16 protein-coding genes and 1 pseudogene are annotated in these 20,400 nt (G+C 70.9%); 9 read left to right on the top strand and 8 right to left on the bottom strand.

What is annotated here, in order from left to right:
- The first annotated feature begins 114 nt into the window (after positions 1 to 114).
- The 3 genes from G3I77_RS05440 (at position 115) to G3I77_RS05430 (ending at position 3,218) form a co-directional block, all read left to right on the top strand.
- Positions 115 to 1,062 (top strand): hypothetical protein, encoded by a 948-nt coding sequence (locus tag G3I77_RS05440; RefSeq protein ID WP_248501395.1) that lies wholly within the window; start codon positions 115 to 117, stop codon positions 1,060 to 1,062.
- Between the two features lie 207 nt (positions 1,063 to 1,269).
- Positions 1,270 to 2,313, top strand: a complete 1,044-nt coding sequence (locus G3I77_RS05435) for a LacI family DNA-binding transcriptional regulator (RefSeq protein WP_248501394.1) — start codon at positions 1,270 to 1,272, stop codon at positions 2,311 to 2,313.
- Complete coding sequence (locus G3I77_RS05430; protein ID WP_248501393.1) at positions 2,310 to 3,218, top strand: carbohydrate kinase; 909 nt, start codon at positions 2,310 to 2,312, stop codon at positions 3,216 to 3,218. The genes G3I77_RS05435 and G3I77_RS05430 overlap by 4 nt, the downstream gene beginning before the upstream one ends.
- 34 nt (positions 3,219 to 3,252) lie before the next feature.
- On the opposite strand, the gene G3I77_RS05425 is transcribed toward G3I77_RS05430, so the two are convergent.
- Complete coding sequence (locus G3I77_RS05425; protein WP_248501392.1) at positions 3,253 to 4,122, bottom strand: helix-turn-helix domain-containing protein; 870 nt, start codon at positions 4,120 to 4,122, stop codon at positions 3,253 to 3,255.
- A gap of 101 nt (positions 4,123 to 4,223) precedes the next feature.
- Here G3I77_RS05425 and G3I77_RS05420 point away from each other — a divergent pair, with 101 nt between their 5' ends.
- Positions 4,224 to 4,784, top strand: a complete 561-nt coding sequence (locus tag G3I77_RS05420) for a YceI family protein (RefSeq protein WP_248501391.1) — start codon at positions 4,224 to 4,226, stop codon at positions 4,782 to 4,784.
- Positions 4,785 to 4,852: 68 nt separating this feature from the next.
- Here the strand turns inward: G3I77_RS05420 and uvrA are convergent, their stop codons facing one another.
- The gene (gene uvrA, locus G3I77_RS05415) at positions 4,853 to 7,879 is read right to left on the bottom strand and encodes an excinuclease ABC subunit UvrA (RefSeq protein ID WP_248501390.1); all 3,027 of its coding nucleotides are present in this window, start codon (positions 7,877 to 7,879) and stop codon (positions 4,853 to 4,855) included.
- Between the two features lie 222 nt (positions 7,880 to 8,101).
- Between uvrA and G3I77_RS05410 the strand changes: the two genes are divergently transcribed.
- The 3 genes and pseudogenes from G3I77_RS05410 to G3I77_RS05400 all read left to right on the top strand — a co-directional run.
- Positions 8,102 to 8,791: a maleylpyruvate isomerase family mycothiol-dependent enzyme gene (locus G3I77_RS05410; protein ID WP_248501389.1), complete on the top strand. Its 690-nt coding sequence runs from the start codon at positions 8,102 to 8,104 to the stop codon at positions 8,789 to 8,791.
- A 53-nt stretch (positions 8,792 to 8,844) separates the two neighbouring features.
- Positions 8,845 to 9,501 (top strand): MBL fold metallo-hydrolase, encoded by a 657-nt coding sequence (locus G3I77_RS05405; RefSeq protein ID WP_248501388.1) that lies wholly within the window; start codon positions 8,845 to 8,847, stop codon positions 9,499 to 9,501.
- A 318-nt stretch (positions 9,502 to 9,819) separates the two neighbouring features.
- Positions 9,820 to 9,920, top strand: a pseudogene (locus G3I77_RS05400) (peptide ABC transporter ATP-binding protein); the annotation flags it as partial.
- 55 nt (positions 9,921 to 9,975) lie between these two features.
- Here G3I77_RS05400 and aroQ read toward each other — a convergent pair.
- Positions 9,976 to 10,449 (bottom strand): type II 3-dehydroquinate dehydratase, encoded by a 474-nt coding sequence (aroQ, locus tag G3I77_RS05395; RefSeq protein WP_142164611.1) that lies wholly within the window; start codon positions 10,447 to 10,449, stop codon positions 9,976 to 9,978.
- Between the two features lie 103 nt (positions 10,450 to 10,552).
- Between aroQ and G3I77_RS05390 the strand changes: the two genes are divergently transcribed.
- Together G3I77_RS05390 and G3I77_RS05385 are read left to right on the top strand one after the other, a co-directional pair.
- On the top strand, positions 10,553 to 11,608 hold the full coding sequence (locus G3I77_RS05390; RefSeq protein WP_374385336.1) for a S66 peptidase family protein: 1,056 nt from the start codon (positions 10,553 to 10,555) through the stop codon (positions 11,606 to 11,608).
- Between the two features lie 93 nt (positions 11,609 to 11,701).
- On the top strand, positions 11,702 to 12,976 hold the full coding sequence (locus tag G3I77_RS05385) for an MFS transporter (protein ID WP_248501387.1): 1,275 nt from the start codon (positions 11,702 to 11,704) through the stop codon (positions 12,974 to 12,976).
- 151 nt (positions 12,977 to 13,127) lie between these two features.
- Here G3I77_RS05385 and G3I77_RS05380 read toward each other — a convergent pair whose 3' ends face one another.
- The 5 genes from G3I77_RS05380 to G3I77_RS05360 all read right to left on the bottom strand — a co-directional run bounded on the left by G3I77_RS05380 (position 13,128) and on the right by G3I77_RS05360 (position 20,215).
- Entirely contained in the window at positions 13,128 to 14,129 is a 1,002-nt protein-coding gene (locus tag G3I77_RS05380) for a TerC family protein (protein WP_248501386.1), read from the bottom strand.
- Between the two features lie 222 nt (positions 14,130 to 14,351).
- A complete protein-coding gene (locus G3I77_RS05375; RefSeq protein ID WP_248501385.1) occupies positions 14,352 to 16,370 on the bottom strand; it encodes a TerD family protein in 2,019 nt (672 codons plus the stop codon).
- Positions 16,371 to 16,445: 75 nt separating this feature from the next.
- Positions 16,446 to 17,024: a TerD family protein gene (locus tag G3I77_RS05370; protein ID WP_248501384.1), complete on the bottom strand. Its 579-nt coding sequence runs from the start codon at positions 17,022 to 17,024 to the stop codon at positions 16,446 to 16,448.
- Positions 17,025 to 17,163: 139 nt separating this feature from the next.
- The gene (gene uvrB / locus G3I77_RS05365; RefSeq protein ID WP_248501383.1) at positions 17,164 to 19,308 is read right to left on the bottom strand and encodes an excinuclease ABC subunit UvrB; all 2,145 of its coding nucleotides are present in this window, start codon (positions 19,306 to 19,308) and stop codon (positions 17,164 to 17,166) included.
- A 40-nt stretch (positions 19,309 to 19,348) separates the two neighbouring features.
- A complete protein-coding gene (locus G3I77_RS05360) occupies positions 19,349 to 20,215 on the bottom strand; it encodes an MHYT domain-containing protein (protein WP_248501382.1) in 867 nt (288 codons plus the stop codon).
- Positions 20,216 to 20,400: the final 185 nt, after the last annotated feature.

Raw genomic sequence — 20,400 nt, 5'->3', positions numbered from 1 at the left:
GCCCTGAACGACGGCGTACGGATGTGAAGACCTCTTCCGCGCCGGGGGGACGGCCCCGGGCGGCCCGCGCCGACGGTCTGACCAGCCGTCGCCGACTCACAGAGAGGCCCCTGCATGCCGCACGCCCCACAGCAAGCGGACGTCGCCACCGCGGAACTGGACTCGGCCCTGCGAGGCGGCCCCTTCCACGTCGCCCTGCGGGCCGCGATCGCCGCCCGCGGACTGCCCCTGCAGCGCGTGCAGCACCATCTGTCCCGTCACGGGGTGAAGGTCGGCGTCACGAGCCTGAGTTACTGGCAGCAGGGGGCCCGGCGTCCGCAGCGCCCCGAGTCGCTACGGGCCGTGCGGGCGCTGGAGGAGATCCTGGAGCTTCCCGAGGAGTCGCTCATCCGGCTGCTCGCCGAGTCCGCGGAGAGCCCGTCCGGGCTGCGGTCCGCCGCCCGCTCCTACCGCTCGCTCGTCGAGGCCTCCGGGGTCCTGGACCAGTTGCTGGCCGAGCTGGACTGCCCGCCGGACGGGGGCCTGCACACGCTCGGCCACCACGAACGGCTCCGGATCGGCGCGCGGCGCGAGCTGGCCGAGCGCGAGTCGCACCACATCGTGCGCGCCCACCGGGACGGCATCGACGGCTTCGTGGCCGTCCACCACGGCGACCGGGGAGCCACCCCGGAGCGCATGCGGGTGCACGCCCTGGAGAACTGCCGTATCGGACGCGTCCGTTGGCACCGTGACACGGGACTGCTCGCGGCCGAGCTGCTCTTCGACACCCGGCTGCGGGCCGGGGACACCTTCCTGTTCCGCTACGGCGTCGAGGACGGCACGGCGGGTGTGGCACGCGAGTACGTCCGCGGCTTCGACTCCCCCGGCGGCCAGTACGCCCTCCAGGTGTGCTTCGACGCGGCGGCCCTGCCGGTGCGCTGCCACCGTTTCGCGCAGCACTCGGCCGCGGCGCCGCGCAGCGGATGCCACGACCTGGCTCTGAGCGGCCGGCACCGGTCGGTGCATCTGGTCGAGCCGCGGGTGCGGGCGGGATTCCTGGGGATCGGCTGGGACTGGGAGTAGACAGCTGAGGGCGGCGGCCGCAGTCGGTGCTGCGGCCGCTGCTTGCTGCCCGCTGCCTGCCGTGTGCCGTGTGCCGCCTGCCGCCTGCCGCCTGCCGCCTGCCGTTTGACGTTTGACGTTTGACGTAAACGATTGCGCAAACGTTTACGTCTGCCGCCGGATGCGATACGTTCCCCGCCAGGACCTGAAAGAGGAGGCGGGAGCGGCATGGCGACCATGGCCGACGTGGCGCGGAGCGCCGGTGTCTCCGTGGCAACCGTCTCGCATGTGCTGAACGGCACCCGGCCGGTGCTGCCGCACACCCGCAAGGCGGTCCTGGACGCCGTGGAGGAGCTCGGCTACACCACGAACACGCTGGCCCGTTCCCTGGTCACGGCCCGTACCCGGTCCGTCGGGCTGGCCGTGTCGGCGATCAGCAACCCCTACTTCACGGAGATCCTCCAGGGCGTCGAGGCCGCCGCGCTGGAGGCCGGGTACAGCCTGCTCATCGCCGATCCGCACGACGACCCCGCGCACGAGCGCAAGGTCGTGCAGCTGCTGCACGAGCGCCGGGTCGACGGCATGATCGTCGCGCCCTCCGCCGATCCGCGCGGACTGCTCGCCTACCTGGGGCGGCACGACGTACCGGCCGTGTTCCTGGACCGGCTGATTGACCCGCCCGGGAAGGACGGCGGTCCGCGCTTCGACCAGGTGTGCGCCGACAACGCCGAACCGACATCCCGGCTGGTCACCCATCTTGCCGGGCTCGGTCACCGGCGGATCGGGCTGGTGGCGGGGCGGCCGGGGCTCAGCACCACGAGCGAGCGGATCACCGGCTACCGCAGCGGTCTCGCGTTCGCGGGGCTGACGTACGACGAGCGGCTGCTGGTGCACGGCGACTCGGAGTCGACCGGCGCCGAGCAGGCCACCGAGGCCCTGCTGTCCCTGGGCGTGCCGCCCACCGCGCTGGTCACAGGCAACAACGCCATGACCATCGGGGTGCTGCGTGCCCTGAGCGCGCGCGGACTGTCCGTGCCGGGCGACATCGCGCTGTGCTGCTTCGACGACTTCGCCTGGGCGGATCTGTTCTCGCCCCGGCTCACCGCGATCGCCCAGCCCGGCAAGGACATCGGGGCGCGGGCCGTCCGCGTGCTCCTGGAGCGTCTCGCCCGGCCGGACCGGCCCGCCCGGACCGTGCGTCTGCCCTGCGCCTTCGTCCACCGCACGTCGTGCGGCTGCCCCAGTCCGTCCGAGGAAGGAACCCTGTCGTGATCGTCGTCGCCGGTGAGGCACTGATCGACCTGGTACCGCAGGGCACGGGTGCCCTGGCGGCGCTGCGGCCCGCGCTCGGCGGCGGCCCGTTCAACACCGCCGTGGCGCTGGGCCGCCTCGGCTCCCCCGCCGCTTTCTGCTCCCGGGTGTCGTCCGACGCCTTCGGAGAGGCCCTGCTGGACCGGTTGCGCGAGGCCGGGGTCGACGTGTCCTCGGTGCAGCGGGGCACCGAGCCGACGACCCTGGCCGTCGCCACGGTCGGCGCGGACGGCTCGGCTGCGTACTCCTTCTACGTCGACGGGACGGCGGACCGGCTGTTCACGGCGCCCCGGGCGCTGCCGTCGGGCACCCGGGGCGTGTCCTTCGGTACCTGCTCGCTGGTGCTGGAGCCGGGGGCGAGCGCATACGAGAAGCTGATGCGCCGGGCTGCCGCGCAGGGCGTGTTCACCGCGCTGGACCCGAACATCAGGGCCGGGCTGATCCCGAACGCGGACGCCTACCGGGCACGGTTCAAGAGCTGGCTGCCGTCGGTGTCGCTGCTGAAGCTGTCGGCGGAGGACGCCGAGTGGCTGGGCGGCACGCCCCGGGAGTGGCTGGCGGCCGGTCCGGCGGCGGTCGTGATCACTCGGGGCGGCGACGGGCTGACCGCCTTCACCGCCGACGGCGGGGAGTACACGGTGCCGGGCGAACGCGTGGCGGTCGTGGACACGATCGGCGCGGGCGACACGGTCAACGCGGCCCTGCTGCACGGGCTCGCCGAACGCGACGCCCTCAGCGCCCGGGCGCCGGCCGAACTGGGCCCCGACGGCTGGACGGAACTGCTGGGCTTTGCGGCCCGCGCGGCGGCGGTCACCTGCTCACGGGCCGGGGCGGAACCGCCGTACGCGCACGAACTGCGGGGCTGACCGGGCGAGCCGCCGGTGGCGGGCCGAGGGTGCTTCAGCCGGTCTCGCCCATCGCCACCGCCCGCAGTGCGCCGGGGCGGCGGCCGTTGAGGCGGTCCAGTGCGGCCGCCGTGGCGTCGTCCTCGGGCAGGTGGATGACGAGCTGCTGCCCCTCGTCGGGGAGCGCGAGCGTCTCGTGCAGCAGCCGCAGGGAACCGGCCTCCGGGTGCTCGATGTGCTGGGAGCCCGTCCGCCGCGGTGCCATGGCCAGATCGGCGAACCGGTCGGTGAAGTCCGCGCCTGCCGTCACCGACAGCTCGTCGGCCAGCTCGGCGAGGTACGGGTCCCCGAGGGGGACGCCGTGCCGGAGCCGGGCGACGAGGTCGTCGGCCACCCGGTCCCAGTCGCGGTAGACGCTGCGGGCCCGCGCGTCGGTGAACAGATACCGGAGCAGGTTGGGCCGCTCGTCGTCGAGCAGGCCGAGTGGGCCGACCAGACGCTCGTACCCGGCCGTGTGGGCGAGGATGTCGCCGATCCAGTTGACCACCAGTGCGGGAGTGGGCTCCAGGCGGTCCAGCACGGCCCGTACGGTGGGGCGCGCCGCGCGGCTGAGCTGCGGCGCCGCCGCACAGAGCAGGGGGTCACCGCCGTCCGCCTCCTTGGTCAGGCGGCGCAGCAGCATCCGGTCGGTGAGGGAGAGGTTCAGGGCGTCGGCGAGGGCGCCGAGCACCTGGGCGGAGGGGTTGCGGTCGCGGCCCTGTTCCAGCCGGGTGAGGTATTCGACGCTGACGCCGGCGAGCGTGGCCAGTTCTGCACGCCTCAGGCCCGGGGTACGGCGCCGGGGGCCTGCGGGCAGACCCGCCTCGGCCGGGGTGACGGCTTCGCGCCAGGTGCGCAGGAACGTGCCCAACTCGTTGTCGCTCACCCGCCGAACGTACAGCGCCCGCGGGCGCGGAGGGTGGCCCCGTCACTACCAGGCTCCGGCCGGTCTCCCTCCCGTGCCGCACGGCCCTCAGGGTGGAGGGCATGACGAATGAAACCGCCGCCGCTGCCAGGACCGCTCTGCCGCTGGCCCCGGGCACCTGGGCCCTCGACCCGTTCCACTCCTCCGTGAACTTCACCATCCGGCACCTGGGCATCGCCAAGGTGCGGGGGCGCTTCGAGCGGCTGGAGGCCGAACTGTCCGTCGGGGAGCGGGTCGAGGACGTGCGGGTCTCCGCGACCGTCGACCTGGTCTCGGTGAACACCGGCAACGCCGACCGGGACGCGCACGTCCGCGCCTCCGACCTGCTCGACGTGGAGAAGCGCCCGACGATGACGTACCGCTCGACGCGAGTGTCGGGCGAGGGTGACGACTGGACCATGGAGGGCGAGCTTACGATCGGCGACGTGACCCGCCCGGTGTCGTTCGCCGTGGAGTTCGGCGGGCTGGTCGAGGTGCCCATGGACGGCAGTCGGCACGCCGGGTTCGAGGCGACGGGTGAGATCCGGCGCGGCGACTTCGGGCTGGACTTCGCCCCCGGTCTGCTCGGCGACGTGGTCAAGATCCAGCTCGACATGCAGTTCGTGGAGCCGGAGAAGGCCTGACCAAACACCGAACGCGCCGTGCCCCACAGGACGTTGCCTGTGGGGCACGGCGCGTTCGGCAGGAGACCTCAGCCCTTGCTGGTCCGGGTCGTCTTCTTCGCGGCGGCCTTGGTGGTCTTGGTCACCGTCTTCTTGGCGGCCGTGCCGGTGACCGTCTTGGTGGCGGTCTTGCGGGCCGATGCCGTCTTGGCCGCGACCGTCTTGCGGGCCGTCGTCTTGCGCGGCGCCTTCACCGAGGACGCGTCGCTGACGCGGTCGGCGCCGAGGACCTCCCGCAGGAACTTGCCGGTGTGGCTGGCCGGGACCCCGGCCACCTGCTCGGGCGTGCCCTCGGCGACGACCAGTCCGCCGCCGGCGCCGCCTTCGGGGCCCATGTCGACGATCCAGTCGGCGGTCTTGATCACGTCGAGGTTGTGCTCGATGACGATGACCGTGTTGCCCTTGTCGACCAGTCCGGACAGGACCGTCAGCAGCTTGCTGATGTCCTCGAAGTGCAGACCGGTGGTCGGCTCGTCCAGGACGTAGACCGTGCGGCCGGTGGAGCGGCGCTGGAGCTCGCTGGCGAGCTTGACGCGCTGGGCCTCACCACCGGACAGGGTGGTCGCGGACTGGCCGAGCCGTACGTAGCCGAGGCCGACGTCCTTCAGGGTCTTCATGTGGCGGGAGATCGCGGGGACCGCCTCGAAGAACTCGGTGGCCTCCTCGATCGGCATGTTCAGGACGTCGGCGATGGACTTGCCCTTGTAGTGGACCTCCAGGGTCTCCCGGTTGTACCGGGCGCCGTGGCAGACCTCGCACGGGACGTAGACGTCCGGGAGGAAGTTCATCTCGATCTTGATGGTGCCGTCGCCCGCGCAGTTCTCGCAGCGGCCGCCCTTGACGTTGAAGGAGAAGCGGCCGGGCAGGTAGCCGCGGACCTTCGCCTCGGTCGTCTCGGCGAACAGCTTGCGGATGTGGTCGAAGACGCCGGTGTACGTGGCCGGGTTGGAGCGCGGGGTGCGGCCGATGGGCGACTGGTCCACGTGCACGACCTTGTCGACGAGGTCGTCGCCGTCCACGCGCGTGTGCCGCCCGGGCACGCTCCGCGCACCGTTCAGCTCGCGGGCCAGATGCGTGTACAGGATGTCGTTGACCAGCGTCGACTTGCCGGAGCCGGACACGCCGGTGACGGCGGTGAAGACGCCGAGCGGGAACGAGACGTCGATGTCCTGGAGGTTGTTCTCCCGGGCGCCGTGCACCGTGAGGTGCCGGGACGGGTCCAGCGGGCGGCGGATGTCGGGCAGCGGGATGGCCTTCTTGCCGGACAGGTACTGACCGGTCTGCGACTCGGCGTTGGCGAGGAGCTCCTTCAGGGAGCCGCTGTGCACGACCTTGCCGCCGTGCTCACCGGCGCCGGGGCCGATGTCGACGATCCAGTCGGCGGTCTTGATGGTGTCCTCGTCGTGCTCGACGACGATGAGTGTGTTGCCCATGTCGCGCAGCCGGACCAGGGTCTCGATCAGCCGGTGGTTGTCGCGCTGGTGCAGACCGATGGACGGCTCGTCCAGGACGTACAGGACGCCCACGAGGCCGGAGCCGATCTGGGTGGCCAGGCGGATGCGCTGGGCCTCGCCGCCGGACAGGGTGCCGGCCGCGCGGTTCAGCGAGAGGTAGTCCAGACCGACGTCGACCAGGAACCGCAGCCGCTCGTTGACCTCCTTCAGCACGCGCTCTGCGATCTTCTTGTCGCGGGCGGTGAGCTTCAGCTCGCCCAGGAAGTCCGCGCAGTCGCTGATCGACATCGCGGAGACCTCGGCGATGGACCTGCCCATGATCGTGACCGCGAGGACGACCGGCTTCAGGCGCGTGCCCTGACAGGTCGGGCAGGGCACCTCGCGCATGTAGCCCTCGAAGCGCTCGCGGCTGGAGTCGCTCTCGGCCTCGCTGTGCCGGCGCTTGACGAAGGGGACGGCGCCCTCGAAGGCCGTGGTGTAGCGGCGCTCGCGCCCGTAGCGGTTGCGGTAGCGGACCTCGACCTGGGTCTTGTGGCCGTGGAGCAGGGCCTTCTTGGCGCGCTGCGGCAGACCGGCGAAGGGGATGTCCGTGCGGAAGCCCAGCGCGTCGGCGAGGGCACCGATCAGGCGGCCGAAGTAGTCCTTGGTGTGGCCGTGCGACCAGGGGTGGATGGCGCCCTCGTCGAGGCTCTTGTCCTCGTCCGGGACGATCAGCTCCGGGTCGACCTCCATGCGCGTGCCGATGCCGGTGCAGTCGGGGCAGGCGCCGAAGGGCGAGTTGAAGGAGAAGGAGCGGGGCTCCAGCTCCTCGAAGGACAGGTCGTCGTACGGGCAGTACAGGTGCTCCGAGTACATGCGCTCGCGCTCGGGGTCGTCCTCCGGGAGGTCGACGAAGTCGAGCACGACCATGCCGCCGGACAGGCCGAGGGCGGTCTCCACGGAGTCGGTGAGGCGGCGCTTGGCGCCGTCCTTGACCGTGAGGCGGTCGACGACCACCTCGATGGTGTGCTTCTCCTGCTTCTTCAGCGTGGGCGGGTTCGACAGCTGGATCGTCTCGCCGTCCACCCTCGCACGGGAGTAGCCCTTGGTCTGGAGGTCGCCGAAGAGATCGACGAACTCGCCCTTGCGCTCGCGCACCAGCGGCGACAGCACCTGGAAGCGGCTGCCCTCGGGCAGCTCCAGGACCCTGTCGACGATGGCCTGCGGCGACTGGCGCGAGATCGGACGGCTGCACTCGGGGCAGTGCGGCTTGCCGATGCGCGCGAAGAGCAGCCGCAGGTAGTCGTAGACCTCGGTGATGGTGCCGACCGTGGAGCGCGGGTTGCGCGACGTCGACTTCTGGTCGATGGAGACGGCCGGGGACAGGCCCTCGATGAAGTCGACGTCCGGCTTGTCCATCTGGCCGAGGAACTGCCGGGCGTACGAGGAGAGGGACTCCACGTAGCGCCGCTGTCCCTCCGCGAAGATGGTGTCGAAGGCCAGCGAGGACTTGCCCGACCCCGACAGGCCCGTGAAGACGATGAGCGAGTCGCGCGGGAGGTCGAGCGAGACGTTCTTGAGGTTGTGCTCGCGCGCTCCACGAACGATGAGACGGTCGGCCACGCCGGTCCGCACCTTTCTTGAGAGAAGTGACAGGGGCGGGGCCCCCGTCTTTCTCAGACTAGGGGGAGCCACTGACAACGCCGGTCGGGTTCACGGGTTGCCAACAAACCCCGGCTCTCCAGCATGCCCGACGCCACGTCCGACCATATAGCACGCGCTTTCGAATTACGGCACTGCTTCACCACCTTCACCCGAAGGAGTGGCGGAGCTAGGGTCAGCACCATGATTGATCACGCTCATGACCTGGCGTCTGTACGTGACGCGACGGAGCGGCTGCTGACCGCAGTCGGCAAACTGGACAACGCGTCTGTGACCCACCCGTCACGGCTGCCCGGCTGGAGCCGCGGCCACGTCCTGGCCCACCTCGCCCGCAACGCGGACGCCCTCGTGAACGTCCTGGAGGGGCGTCCCATGTACGTCTCCGGCGAGGCCCGGGACGCCGACATCGCGCGGGACGCCCCGCGCGCCCTCGACGTCCAGCTCGCCGACCTGCGTGAGAGCGCGGCCCGCTTCCGGCAGGCCGGGGACGCTCCGGCGGACTGGTCGCGCACGGTGGAGCTGCGCAACGGGGTCACGGACTCCGCGTCCCGGGTGCCGTTCCGGCGGTGGGTCGAGGTGGAGCTGCATCACGTGGACCTGGGGATCGGATACGAGCTGGAGGACCTGCCGGCGGAGTTCACCCAGCGGGAGATCGACTTCCTCGCCGACCGGTTCGCCGGGCATCCCGACGTACCGTCCACGCGCCTCACGGACGGCACGCGCGAGTGGAGGACGGGACGGGACGCGGAGGCGGGACCGGAGGTGACCGTCACGGGCTCTCCGGCGGACCTGCTGGGCTGGCTCGCCGGCCGCCGCCCCGGGGCGGCACTGGCGGTGAACGGAGGTCCGCTTCCCGCGCTGCCTCCGCTCTAGGGCCGCTTCCCGGTTGCGGGACCGGGCCACTCCCCCGCTATAGGCTGGCGGACATGACGTACAGCGGAGAGGTGACGGTCGGCGGACCGGCCGATGTGCACGAGCTCAAGGACCTGATGATCACCAAGATCGCGGTGGGTCCGATGAACAACAACGCCTATCTGCTGCGCTGCCGGGCCACGGACGAGCAGTTGCTGATCGACGCCGCGAACGAGGCGGAGACGCTGCTCGGCATGATCGGTGACGACGGCATCGCGTCCGTCGTCACGACCCACCGGCACGGCGACCACTGGCAGGCGCTGGCCGAGGTCGTCGCGGGCACCGGCGCCCGCACCTACGCGGGCCGCGAGGACGCCGACGGCATTCCCGTACGGACCGACGTGCTGGTCGACGACGGCGACACCATCCGGGTGGGGCGCGTGGAGCTCACCGCGCGCCACCTGGTCGGGCACACGCCCGGTTCGATCGCCCTCGTCTACGACGACCCCCACGGGCATCCCCATGTGTTCACCGGGGACTGCCTGTTCCCCGGCGGTGTGGGCAACACCCATAAGGACCCGAAGGCGTTCGCGCGTCTCCTCCACGACGTCGAGACCAAGATCTTCGGCGCTCTCCCGGACGAGACCTGGGTCTACCCGGGGCACGGCAACGACACGAGCCTGGGCGCGGAGCGCCCGCACCTGCCGGAGTGGCACGCGCGCGGGTGGTGAGGATCGCGCGCGGAGTGCGGTGACGGGCGCGCGGGTGGCGCGCAGGACTGGTGAGTGGCTGCGCGGGGCGCAATCGCGTTGAGGGGTGAGCCGCGCACGCGCCCCGTGTGAATCGCCCACACACGCCGGTGTCGCACGTGCGCTCCCCTCGGACCTGGTTGCGCGGTCAACTGGTAGCAGCCCCGCGCAGGATGACGGCTCCTGGGCGGATGGGCCGCCGGCCTGTCGTTCCCCGCCCTCGGCCGGCGGCCCGGGCAAATGCCGACACGGCAGCGGTCGGGGCCCGTTCGAGCCGAGGCCGAGGCACGCGCGCGTGAGCTGCTGGAGCGGGGCACCACCGAGCATGTCCTCGGGGGTCCCAGCAGCAGGAGCGGACGCGGCGCTTCCTGCGGCGGATCGTGGAGGCGGGGCGGCTGTAGGAAGGCGGGCTGTAAGAGGCGTCCGCCATGGCCGGCGGGGCTTACCGGCAGTGGTTCACGCGTCCGCCTTGCCCGCCCCTGCCAGCGCCGCGACCCGCTCCACCCCGAACACGTACCCCTGCACGCCGCACCCCGCGATGACCCCGTCGGCGCGCAGCGAGACGTAGGAGTGATGCCGGAACGACTCGCGCTGGTGGATGTTGGAGATGTGGACCTCCAGCACCGGCAGGCCGTCACAGGTGTTGAGGGCGTCCAGGATGGCGACGGAGGTGTGCGAGTAGGCACCGGGGTTGATCACGATGCCGCAGTGGTTCAACCGCGCCTCGTGGATCCAGTCGACCAGCTCGCCCTCGTGGTTGGACTGGCGGAAGTCGACCGTGCCGCCGTGCGCGGCCGCCGCCTTGGCGCACAGGGCCTCGACGTCGGCGAGGGTGTCGGAGCCGTAGATCTCCGGCTGGCGCTGGCCGAGCAGGTTCAGATTGGGGCCGTTGAGGATCATGATCGGGGCGTGGGCCAGGGTGCGGGGCACGGTTCCTCCGGTCCGTTCGGGGTCGGGCGGCCCGTGGCGGACCGCTGCTCACAGCCGGTTTATCACGGTGCGCCGGCAGCCCGCCGGGCCGTAGCCTCCCGGCATGACGAGCCTGACCAGCCCGACCTGTCCGCCCAAGCCGTCCCCGGGTGACCGCATCGCCGTGATCTCGCCCTCCTCAGGTCTGCCGGGGCTCTTCCCGCTCCCCTACGAGCTGGGCCTTCGGCGGCTGCGCGAGGAGTTCGGGCTGGAGCCGGTCGAGTATCCGGCGACGCGCACCATGGGCTCCACACCCCGGGAGCGGGCCGACGACATCCACGCGGCCTTCGCCGACCCGGAGATCAAGGCCGTCATCGCGTCGATCGGCGGCGACGACCAGATCACCGTGCTGCCGTACCTGGACCGGGAGTTGATCCGGGCCCACCCGAAGCCGTTCTTCGGGATGAGCGACAACACGAACCTGCTCGCCTTCCTGCGCACCTGCGGCATCGTCGGCTTCCACGGCGGGAGCGTGATGTACGAGCTGGGCCGCCCCGGGGCCATGCATCCGCAGACCGCCGAGTCCCTGCGCGCGGCCCTGTTCACCTCGGGACCCTACGAGTTGAGGCCCGCCGAGCGGTGGCGTGACATCGACCGGGACTGGGCGGACCCGGCGACCTTCGACGCGGAGCCGGAGACCCGGCCCGGTACCGGCTGGACCTGGGTGAACCCCGACCGGGTGGCCGAGGGCCGCAGTTGGGGCGGCTGCCTGGAGATCGTCGCCTGGCTGCTGATGGCCGACCGGGAGATCGCCCGCGACCTGTCCGAGTACGACGGCGGCGTGCTGCTCCTGGAGACCTCGGAGGACATGCCGAGCGCCACGGAGGTCTTCCACACCCTGCGGAGCATGGGCGAGCGCGGGCTGCTGAGGCGCTTCTCGGCCCTGCTGATGGGCCGGCCGAAGGCATGGTCCTTCGAGCGGCCCAACACCCCGGAGCAGGCTGCCCGTTACGCGGCCGACCAGCGTGAGGCCGTGCTGCGCGCCATGCGGGCCTACGCCCCGGAGGCCACGATCGTCTTCGACGTGGACTTCGGGCACACCGATCCCCAGCTGGTGATTCCGTACGGCGGCACCGTGCGCGTGGACGGACCCGCCCGGCGCATCACGGTCACGTACTGAGGGCCCCAAGCCCTCCGTGCGCCCCCGTAACCGGCGATCACGGTGGGTGGTTGACGCGACATGCACGACGAACGCACCGTAAAGGCACCCTCCATGCCGCGCCTCGCGGCCGCCTCACTCGCCGGCACAGCCATCGAGTTCTACGACTTCTTCGTCTACGGCACCGCGGCGGCCCTGATCCTGGGTCCGCTGTTCTTCCCGACCTTCTCTCCGGTGGCCGGGACACTGGCCGCCTTCGCCACCTTCGGTGTGGGCTTCGTGGCCCGGCCGCTGGGATCGGTGCTGTTCGGGCACATCGGGGACCGGCGCGGGCGGCGGCCGGTCCTCGTCGCCTCTCTGCTGCTGACGGGGGCCTCCACGGTCGCGGTCGGCTGCGTGCCGACGTACGACACGATCGGCATGGTCGCTCCTCTGCTGCTCCTGGTGCTGCGCTTCCTCCAGGGGCTGGGGCTCGGCGGGGAGTGGGGTGGGGCGGTGCTGCTGGCCGTGGAGCACGCGCCGGCCGAACGGCGCGCCCTGTGGTCGAGTTTCCCGCAGGTCGGGCCCGCGCTGGGGTTCCTGCTCGCCAACGGTGTGGTGCTGGGGCTGTCCTCGACCCTGACCGAGGCGCAGTTCGCCGCGTGGGGGTGGCGGGTGCCGTTCTGGGCGGCGGGAGTTCTGGCCGTCGTGGGGCTGTGGCTGCGGTCGTCGCTCGCCGAGAGCCCCAGCTTCCTCCAGATCGACGACCACGCCCGCGTGCCCCTCGCCGAGGTCGTCCGCGACCACTGGCGGCTCCTCCTGCTGACCGGCGGGGGACTCGCGATCGGCTACGCGATCTTCTACGCCGTGACGACCTGGTCCCTCGCGTATGGGACGGAGCGGCTCGGGGTGAGCCGCAGCGTCATACTGACCTGCATCATGGGCGCGGTGCTCGTGAAGGGCGCTCTCACCCCGCTGGTCGCGCTGCTCGGTGACCGCTACGGCCGGCGGCCGCTCTGCCTGGCCGGGTGTGCGGCCGCCGCGCTGTGGATGTTCCCGATGGTCGCGCTCCTCGCCACCGGGGCGCCGCTGCCGATGTTCCTCGGCTTCCTCGGGGCGATGCTCGCGTTCATCACGATGTTCGCCGTGATCGCCGCGTATCTGCCGGAGCTGTACGAGCCGCGGGTGCGCTGCACCGGCGCCGCCGTCGGCTACAACCTCGGCGGGGTCGTCGGAGGTGCGCTCACACCGATCGTGGCGACGGCCCTGGCCGAGCAGGGCGGGCGGGTGCCGTGGGGCGTGGCCGCCTATCTGACGGTGATCGCGCTGTTCAGCCTGGGGTGCTTCGCGTTGCTGCCGGAGACGCGTCCGGTGCGGACGGGCGCGGCTGCGGAGGCCGCTGCGGGGTGAGCCGGGTGCGGGTGCCGTGCCCGGTGCGGCGCGGTGCGGTGCGGTGCCCAGTGCGGTGCCGTGGCTCAGGAAACAGGCAAGCACCGGGGCCGGTGGTCGCCAATGCGCCGACCACCGGCCCCGGTGATGGTTGTTCCTGCGTCCGACGCGGTCAGACGTCGACGCTGTCCTTCGGAGCGTCTCCGCTCTTCCCCTGCGCCGCCTCGGCCGCCGCCTGCTTCTTGGAAGCTCGCAGGCTGGTGATCGTGGTGACGATCAGGACGGCGCAGATCACGCCGAGCGATACCGGAATGCCGATCTCGGGGACGTGCACCCCGGACTCGTGCAGCGCGTGCAGCACCAGCTTCACGCCGATGAAGCCGAGGATGATCGACAGGCCGTAGCTGAGGTGGACCAGCTTCCTCAGCAGGCCGCCGATGAGGAAGTACAGCTGGCGCAGACCCATCAGGGCGAACGCGTTGGCCGTGAAGACGATGTACGGGTCCTGGGTCAGGCCGAAGATCGCGGGGATGGAGTCGAGGGCGAACAGGACGTCGGTGGTGCCGATCGCGAGCATCACGACCAGCATCGGGGTCATGACCCGCTTGCCGTTCTCCTCGATCCACAGCTTGGTGCCGTGGTAGCGGTCGGCCACGCCGAAGCGGCGCTCGGCGGCCTTGAGCAGCTTGTTCTCCTCCCAGTCCTCGTCCTCCTCGTCCGCCCGGGCCTCCTGGATGAGCTTCCAGGCGGTCCAGATGAGGAAGGCGCCGAAGATGTAGAAGACCCAGGAGAAGCTGGCGAGGATCGCCGCACCGGCGGCGATGAAGATCGCTCGCAGGACCAGGGCGATGAGGACGCCGATCAGCAGCACCCGCTGCTGGTACTGCGACGGCACCGCGAACTTCGCCATGATCAGGACGAAGACGAAGAGGTTGTCGACGCTGAGTGACTTCTCGGTGATGAAGCCGGCGAAGAACTCACCGGCGGGCTGGCCACCGGCGAACAGGAGCAGGCCGAATCCGAAGAGGGCGGCCAGCACGATCCAGACGACCGTCCAGATCCCGGCTTCCTTGATCGACACGTCGTGCGGCTTGCGGCCGATGAAGAAGTCGACCGCGATCAGGGCGGCGAGACCCACGATCGTCAGGACCCATAGGGTCACGGAAACATCCACTGCGCCTCCGGCAGTCGTAACGGCAAATGTCAGCGTCGTCGCTGCCGGAGGTCTCTTCCACCCAAGGACGGGCCGGCGCCCCGGGATCTGGCCTGATCCGTATTGACGGGTACGCCGCAGCAGACAGGGAGTACTCCCCTCCGTGCCGTCAACAGTACCCAATCACCAAGAACAGGTAAAGAGCTTGGCAAAAGAATGGCCAAAATGCCTGGTCAGGGAGCTTTACGTGAACTTGGTGCGGGCAGCGGCCACCTGGTTCAGCACCTGCTGGAGGACCTTGCTGCCGGACGGCACGAGCGAGGGCTCGTACGTCCAGGCATGACCGACCCACGGGTCGGCGAGGTGATCGTCGGCCACCGGTGTCAGTCGCAGCAGCGAACGCCACAGCGGGTCGAGCAAAGGCCCGTACCCGGAGGACTCCTCCCGGTCGGCCACCATCATCAGGTGGACACCGAAGGCGGGGCCCTCGTCGGCGAGGTAGCGCAGCTGGTTCACGGCCCGGTCGTCGAAGCCGTGCGGGAAGTCGTTGACGATCAGCAGCTGCTGAGACGTGTCGAAACCGGGCGGGAGGGAGTCGGCGGCGCCGCCCCGGACCGCCATCTGCACCAGGTCGACCCGCTGGGTGAGCCGGCCCAGCACGTCCGCCACGCCGGCGGCGCCGAGCGCGGGCGGGGCCGCGAGCACACCGGCCTGCACGAGGGGCGCCAGCGGCTGAGCCCCCGAGCCGGCCGGGTCGATGACATGGACGGTGAACTCGCCCGCCGGGTAGACGGCGAGCAGCCGGCCCGCGTGCGCGACCGCCGTATCCATGGCGAGACGGCTCATGGCGTGGGAGTCGGTGAACGAACCGTCGGACGATCCGGCCGGTCCGCTGTCGATCCACAGGCCCCGCTCCAGCGGCAGCCGGACCAGCATCGGGATGCGGATCCGGTCGTCCTCGGGGAGGTGGAGATCGCCCAGGCGCAGGGCCATGGGGATCTCCATCGGCACCCGGTAGGAGTGCCACGCCGGGTTGTCCCAGCGGGCGTACGCCGGCGGCAGGGCCGGCTCGACGACGTCGGCCTCGGCCGCGAGCTGGGCGAGGTCCCGGTCGAGGGCCTCCCGGGCCTGTGCGACGAGCTGGGCGTGCCGGGCCCGGACCGCCTCGCGGGCGGCGTCGCCCTGCCCGCCGATCCGGCTGCGCGGGTCGGAGAGGACCTGCTCCAGCTCCTTGTCCATGCGTGACTCGGCGAAGTCGACGGCGCTGCGGTAGGCGGCGGTGGTGCGGGCCAGGTCCTCGAACATGCCCCACACCTGGTTGTAGAGCCGCTCCTCCATGGACCAGCCGGTCGCGTCACCCGCGACGGGCTGTGCGGGCTGCCCGGGGGCGGCCGGAGGCGCGGTCGGCGGGGGCGGTGGCGGAGCGGCGTTCTGGCGGCGCGGGTGGCTGTAGTCGATCGGGCCACCGGCCGTCGGCGCGGACGGCTGGGTGACGGCGTGGGGGTCCGGCTCGGCGCCCGGATACGACGGCTGCTGCGGAGCGGGCTGCCCGGGACCGCCGGGCGTCTGACCGCTGTACGGGGACACCGGCGGCACGGGAGGGGGCTGAGGCACGGTGCCGCCCTGGTCCGGGCCGAGGGCGGGAGCCGCTGCCTGCCGGGAGCGGTTACCGTCCGCGGTGCGCGGCGGGGGCGCCTGCACCGAGCGGGCCAGCCCCTGGGCCACCGCGTCGTTGATGCTGTCGGCGAGCTGACGGGCCTGCGGCAGGCCCTGGTCGGTGAGGAGTTCGGCGAGGCCGCCCGCGTAGCCCTGGCCGACGGCTCGCACCTTCCAGGCGCCCTGCCGGCGGTAGAGCTCCAGGGCGACGACGGCCGACTCGGCCTCCAGGCCGGTGATGGTGTAGCTGGCGACCTCGCCACCGTCGAGGCCGGTGACGGCGACGAAGGGGGCGGCCACCGCGCCGAAACGGACCGGGCCCGTCCCGCTCACGGGGAGGGCGAGCAGCACGCTGACACGGTGGACTGCCTCCGGCACGGCGTCCAGGTCCACCGCAAGGCGATGGTCGGCGGCGGCCTGACGGGAGACCTCGAGACCTGGCTGGGTGGGTGCGCCCGGGTGGGCCACCCACTCCACGCCGTGGATCCGGCCGTTCTCGTCGCCGAGCGCGGCCACGGCCACGATCGGCGTACCAGCCGAGATCCGGATCTCGAGACGGGCCTGGGAGAGCGGGTGGTTCTGCCCCCGCACCAGCTCGGCCGTCATCGCCTTCGTCCCCCTGTGTCGTTGTGTGAGGTCGCGTGCTGCTCGCCGGGCCCGCCGACCGGGGCCCGGGCGCTCTCAGAGCACTGGCAGGATCGCCGGCATCAGGTCCTGGAAGGTACGGCCGTTGGCCGGGTTGCCCAGGGCCGTCATCGTCCAGCCCTGGCCGGAACGGTGGACCTTGGCCATGATCTGGGCCGTGTACTGGCCGCCGCCGGCGAGCGTGTAGCGGGCGAGCTCCTGGCCGTTGGTCTCGTCGACCAGGCGGCAGAACGCGTTCTGCACCTCCTGGAAGGTCTGGCCCGTGAAGGAGTTCACGGTGAAGACGATCTGGTCGATGTGGACCGGGACCCGCGCGAGGTCGACGAGGATCGCCTCGTCGTCGCCGCCCTGGCCGACACCGCCGACGAGGTTGTCACCGGTGTGGCGCACCGAGCCGTCGTCGCTCACCAGGTGGCGGAAGAAGACGACGTCGACCGGCTGCTTGTCCGCGAACAGGACGGCGGAGGCGTCGAGGTCGATCTCGCGCGTGCGCGAGCCGAACAGGCCGCGCCGGGGAGCCGCCTGCCAACCGAGACCCATGCGAACCGCGGTCAGGCTGCCGCCGTCGCTCTTCTGCAGACTGATGGCCTGACCCTTGGTCATGTTGACGGTCACGCGCTGATTCCCCTCTCGAACGTCCCCTGTTGCCGCGCAGTCGCGGTTGACCAGAACCCTACGCAGGGGTACTGACAGCGACGTACCCCGGTCCGCACTTTGTGTCGGTCTTGCAACACTGCGCGTACGCGGCAGGCTGTCAGGCCAGGCCCGCCTCCTTCATCTGGCGCAGCTCCTTCTTCATCTCCGAGACCTCGTCGCGCAGTCGGGCCGCGATCTCGAACTGGAGCTCCGCGGCGGCGGCCCGCATCCGCGCGGTGAGCTCCTCGATCTGTTCGGCCAGTTCGGCCGCGGGGCGGTCGGTCGGCACCGTCTCCTTGGTCTTGCCCTTGCCCTTGGCGGACTTGGCCGCCCCGGCCGCCTTGCCGAGGGAGGGCACGGGCGCCTTGGTGCCGCCGCCGTCCTTCTTCGCCTTGCGGTAGCCCGAGCCGAGCAGTTGCTCGGTGTCGATGTCCTCGCGGGCGATCTGGGCGACGATGTCGTTGATCTTCTTGCGCAGGGGCTGGGGGTCGATGCCCCGTTCCGTGTTGTAGGCGATCTGCTTCTCGCGGCGCCGGTTCGTCTCGTCGATGGCCTTCTCCATCGCCGGGGTGATCTTGTCGGCGTACATGTGGACCTGGCCGGACACGTTGCGAGCGGCGCGGCCGATGGTCTGGATCAGGGACGTGCCGGAGCGCAGGAAGCCCTCCTTGTCCGCGTCCAGGATCGCCACCAGGGACACCTCGGGCAGGTCGAGGCCCTCGCGCAGGAGGTTGATGCCGACCAGCACGTCGTACTCGCCCGCGCGCAGTTCACGCAGCAGTTCGACACGGCGCAGGGTGTCGACGTCGCTGTGCAGATAGCGCACCTGGATGCCCAGCTCCAGGAAGTAGTCCGTGAGGTCCTCGGCCATCTTCTTGGTGAGCGTGGTGACCAGGACGCGCTCGTCCTTCTCGGTGCGCTGCCGGATCTCGTGCACCAGGTCGTCGATCTGGCCCTCGGTGGGCTTGACGACGACCTCCGGGTCGACGAGGCCGGTGGGGCGGATGATCTGCTCGACGACGCCGTCCGAGCGGGACATCTCGTAGTTCCCGGGGGTGGCCGACAGGTAGACCGTCTGGCCGATGCGCTCCTGGAACTCCTCCCACTTCAGGGGGCGGTTGTCCAGGGCGGAGGGCAGCCGGAAGCCGTGGTCGACGAGGGTGCGCTTACGGGAGGCGTCACCCTCGTACATGGCGCCGATCTGCGGAACGGTGACGTGCGACTCGTCGATGACGAGGAGGAAGTCGTCCGGGAAGTAGTCCAGCAGAGTGTTCGGCGGTGAGCCGGGCGAGCGGCCGTCGAAGTGCATCGAGTAGTTCTCGACGCCGGAGCAGCTGCCGATCTGGCGCAGCATCTCGATGTCGTACGTGGTCCGCATGCGCAGGCGCTGGGCCTCCAGCAGCTTGCCCTGCTTCTCCAGCTCCGTCAGGCGCTCGGCCAGCTCCTTCTCGATGTCGTTGACGGCCCGCTCCAGGCGCTCGGGTCCTGCGACGTAGTGGGAGGCCGGGAAGACGTAGAGGTGCTCGTCGTCGCTGATGATCTCGCCGGTGAGCGGGTGCAGGGTGGACAGCGCCTCGATCTCGTCGCCGAACATCTCGATGCGGACGGCCAGCTCCTCGTAGACCGGGAAGATCTCGATGGTGTCGCCGCGGACGCGGAAGGTGCCGCGCGCGAAGGCCATGTCGTTGCGCGTGTACTGGATGTCCACGAAGCGGCGCAGCAGCTCGTCGCGGTCGATCTCCTCGCCGACGCGGAGGGGGACCATACGGTCCACGTACTCCTGCGGGGTGCCGAGACCGTAGATGCAGGAGACCGAGGCGACCACGACGACGTCGCGGCGGGTGAGCAGCGAGTTGGTCGCGGAGTGGCGCAGGCGCTCGACCTCCTCGTTGATCGAGGAGTCCTTCTCGATGTAGGTGTCCGACTGCGGGACGTACGCCTCGGGCTGGTAGTAGTCGTAGTACGAGACGAAGTACTCGACGGCGTTGTTCGGGAGCAGCTCGCGGAACTCGTTCGCCAGCTGGGCGGCCAGTGTCTTGTTCGGCGCCATCACGAGCGTGGGGCGCTGGAGCTTCTCGATCATCCACGCGGTGGTGGCGGACTTGCCGGTGCCGGTCGCGCCGAGCAGCACGACGTTCTTCTCACCCGCCTCGATGCGCCGGGCGAGATCGGCGATGGCCGTCGGCTGGTCGCCGTTCGGCTGGTAGGGGCTGACGACCTCGAAGGGCGCCACCGTGCGTTCGATCTTTGAAACGGGCCGCATGGGATCCACCGTACGACCCCGCACTGACAACGGGCTCTGATCAGCGGTTCTGTGGGGTGCGGGACCCCCGGTGCTCAAAGGTCCGGCGGGGACGGAACCGCAGGCGGTGGGCGGAGTGCCGGACGTGGGTGTGGGCGGGGATGCCGGGCTTCTGCTCGACGGGGACGACGGCGGGCTTCCCCATGACCATCAGCGGATCGAACATCACCACGACGCCCGCGAGAAGCAGGAAGGCGAGCGGGCCGATCAGCATGGGTGCGAGCAGGCTCGCGGGCGAATCTCCCGTGGTGGGTTCATCCGTGCCGTGCAGGTGGACGCTGAGGGCGGCCATACCGGTGTAGTGCATGCCGCTGACGGCCAGTCCCATGACGAGGCTGGCGCCCACGCTCCACAGGAAGCCCCTGACCTGGCCGGCGGCCCACAGGGCTGCGGTGGCGGCGCCCATGGCGATGACGACGGAGATGCCGACCGTGACGGTGTTGTACTCCAGCTTCCCGTCCAGGCTCATGCTGGCCATGCCGAGGTAGTGCATCGACGCGATGCCGAGGCCGGTGATGGTCCCGCCGGTGAACAGGGCCGTCCCGCGGGCTCCCCGGTAGCCGACGATGAAGATCCCGACGCCCACCATGACGATCGCCACGGCCAGGCTCGCGAAGGTCATCGCCCTGTCGTAGTGGATCGAGGTCCCCCGGACGGTGAATCCCATCATCGCGACGAAGTGCATGGTCCAAATGCCGGAGCCGATGGCGGCGGAGCCGAGGGCGAGCCAGCCGGGGCGCCAGGACTGCGAGACGAGCATGGATCTGGTGGTGCAGCGCAAGCCGAGAGCGCCACCGAGAAAGGCCATGAAGTAGGCCACCAGGGGTGTGACCAGGCCATAGCTGAATCCGTCGACCGTGCCCTGCATGCGCGGCTGCCCTTCCCGCCCGTGAACGTCCCGGAATACCTGATGTGCGCCCCCTCCCAGGACCGCACGAGCGGTCAGGGTTGACGCAGAGAGTATGACCCCCACCGGAATGGTCGAACGACTTTCCGGCAAAGAAACACGGCCTTGCCGCAGTTGTGCGGTACCGGTGAGCGGAGTTGGGTCAT

Origin of the sequence: Streptomyces sp. D2-8, from assembly GCF_023184515.1 — a bacterium.
GTDB lineage: Bacteria > Actinomycetota > Actinomycetes > Streptomycetales > Streptomycetaceae > Streptomyces.
This window is presented reverse-complemented; position numbering and strand designations above follow the sequence as displayed.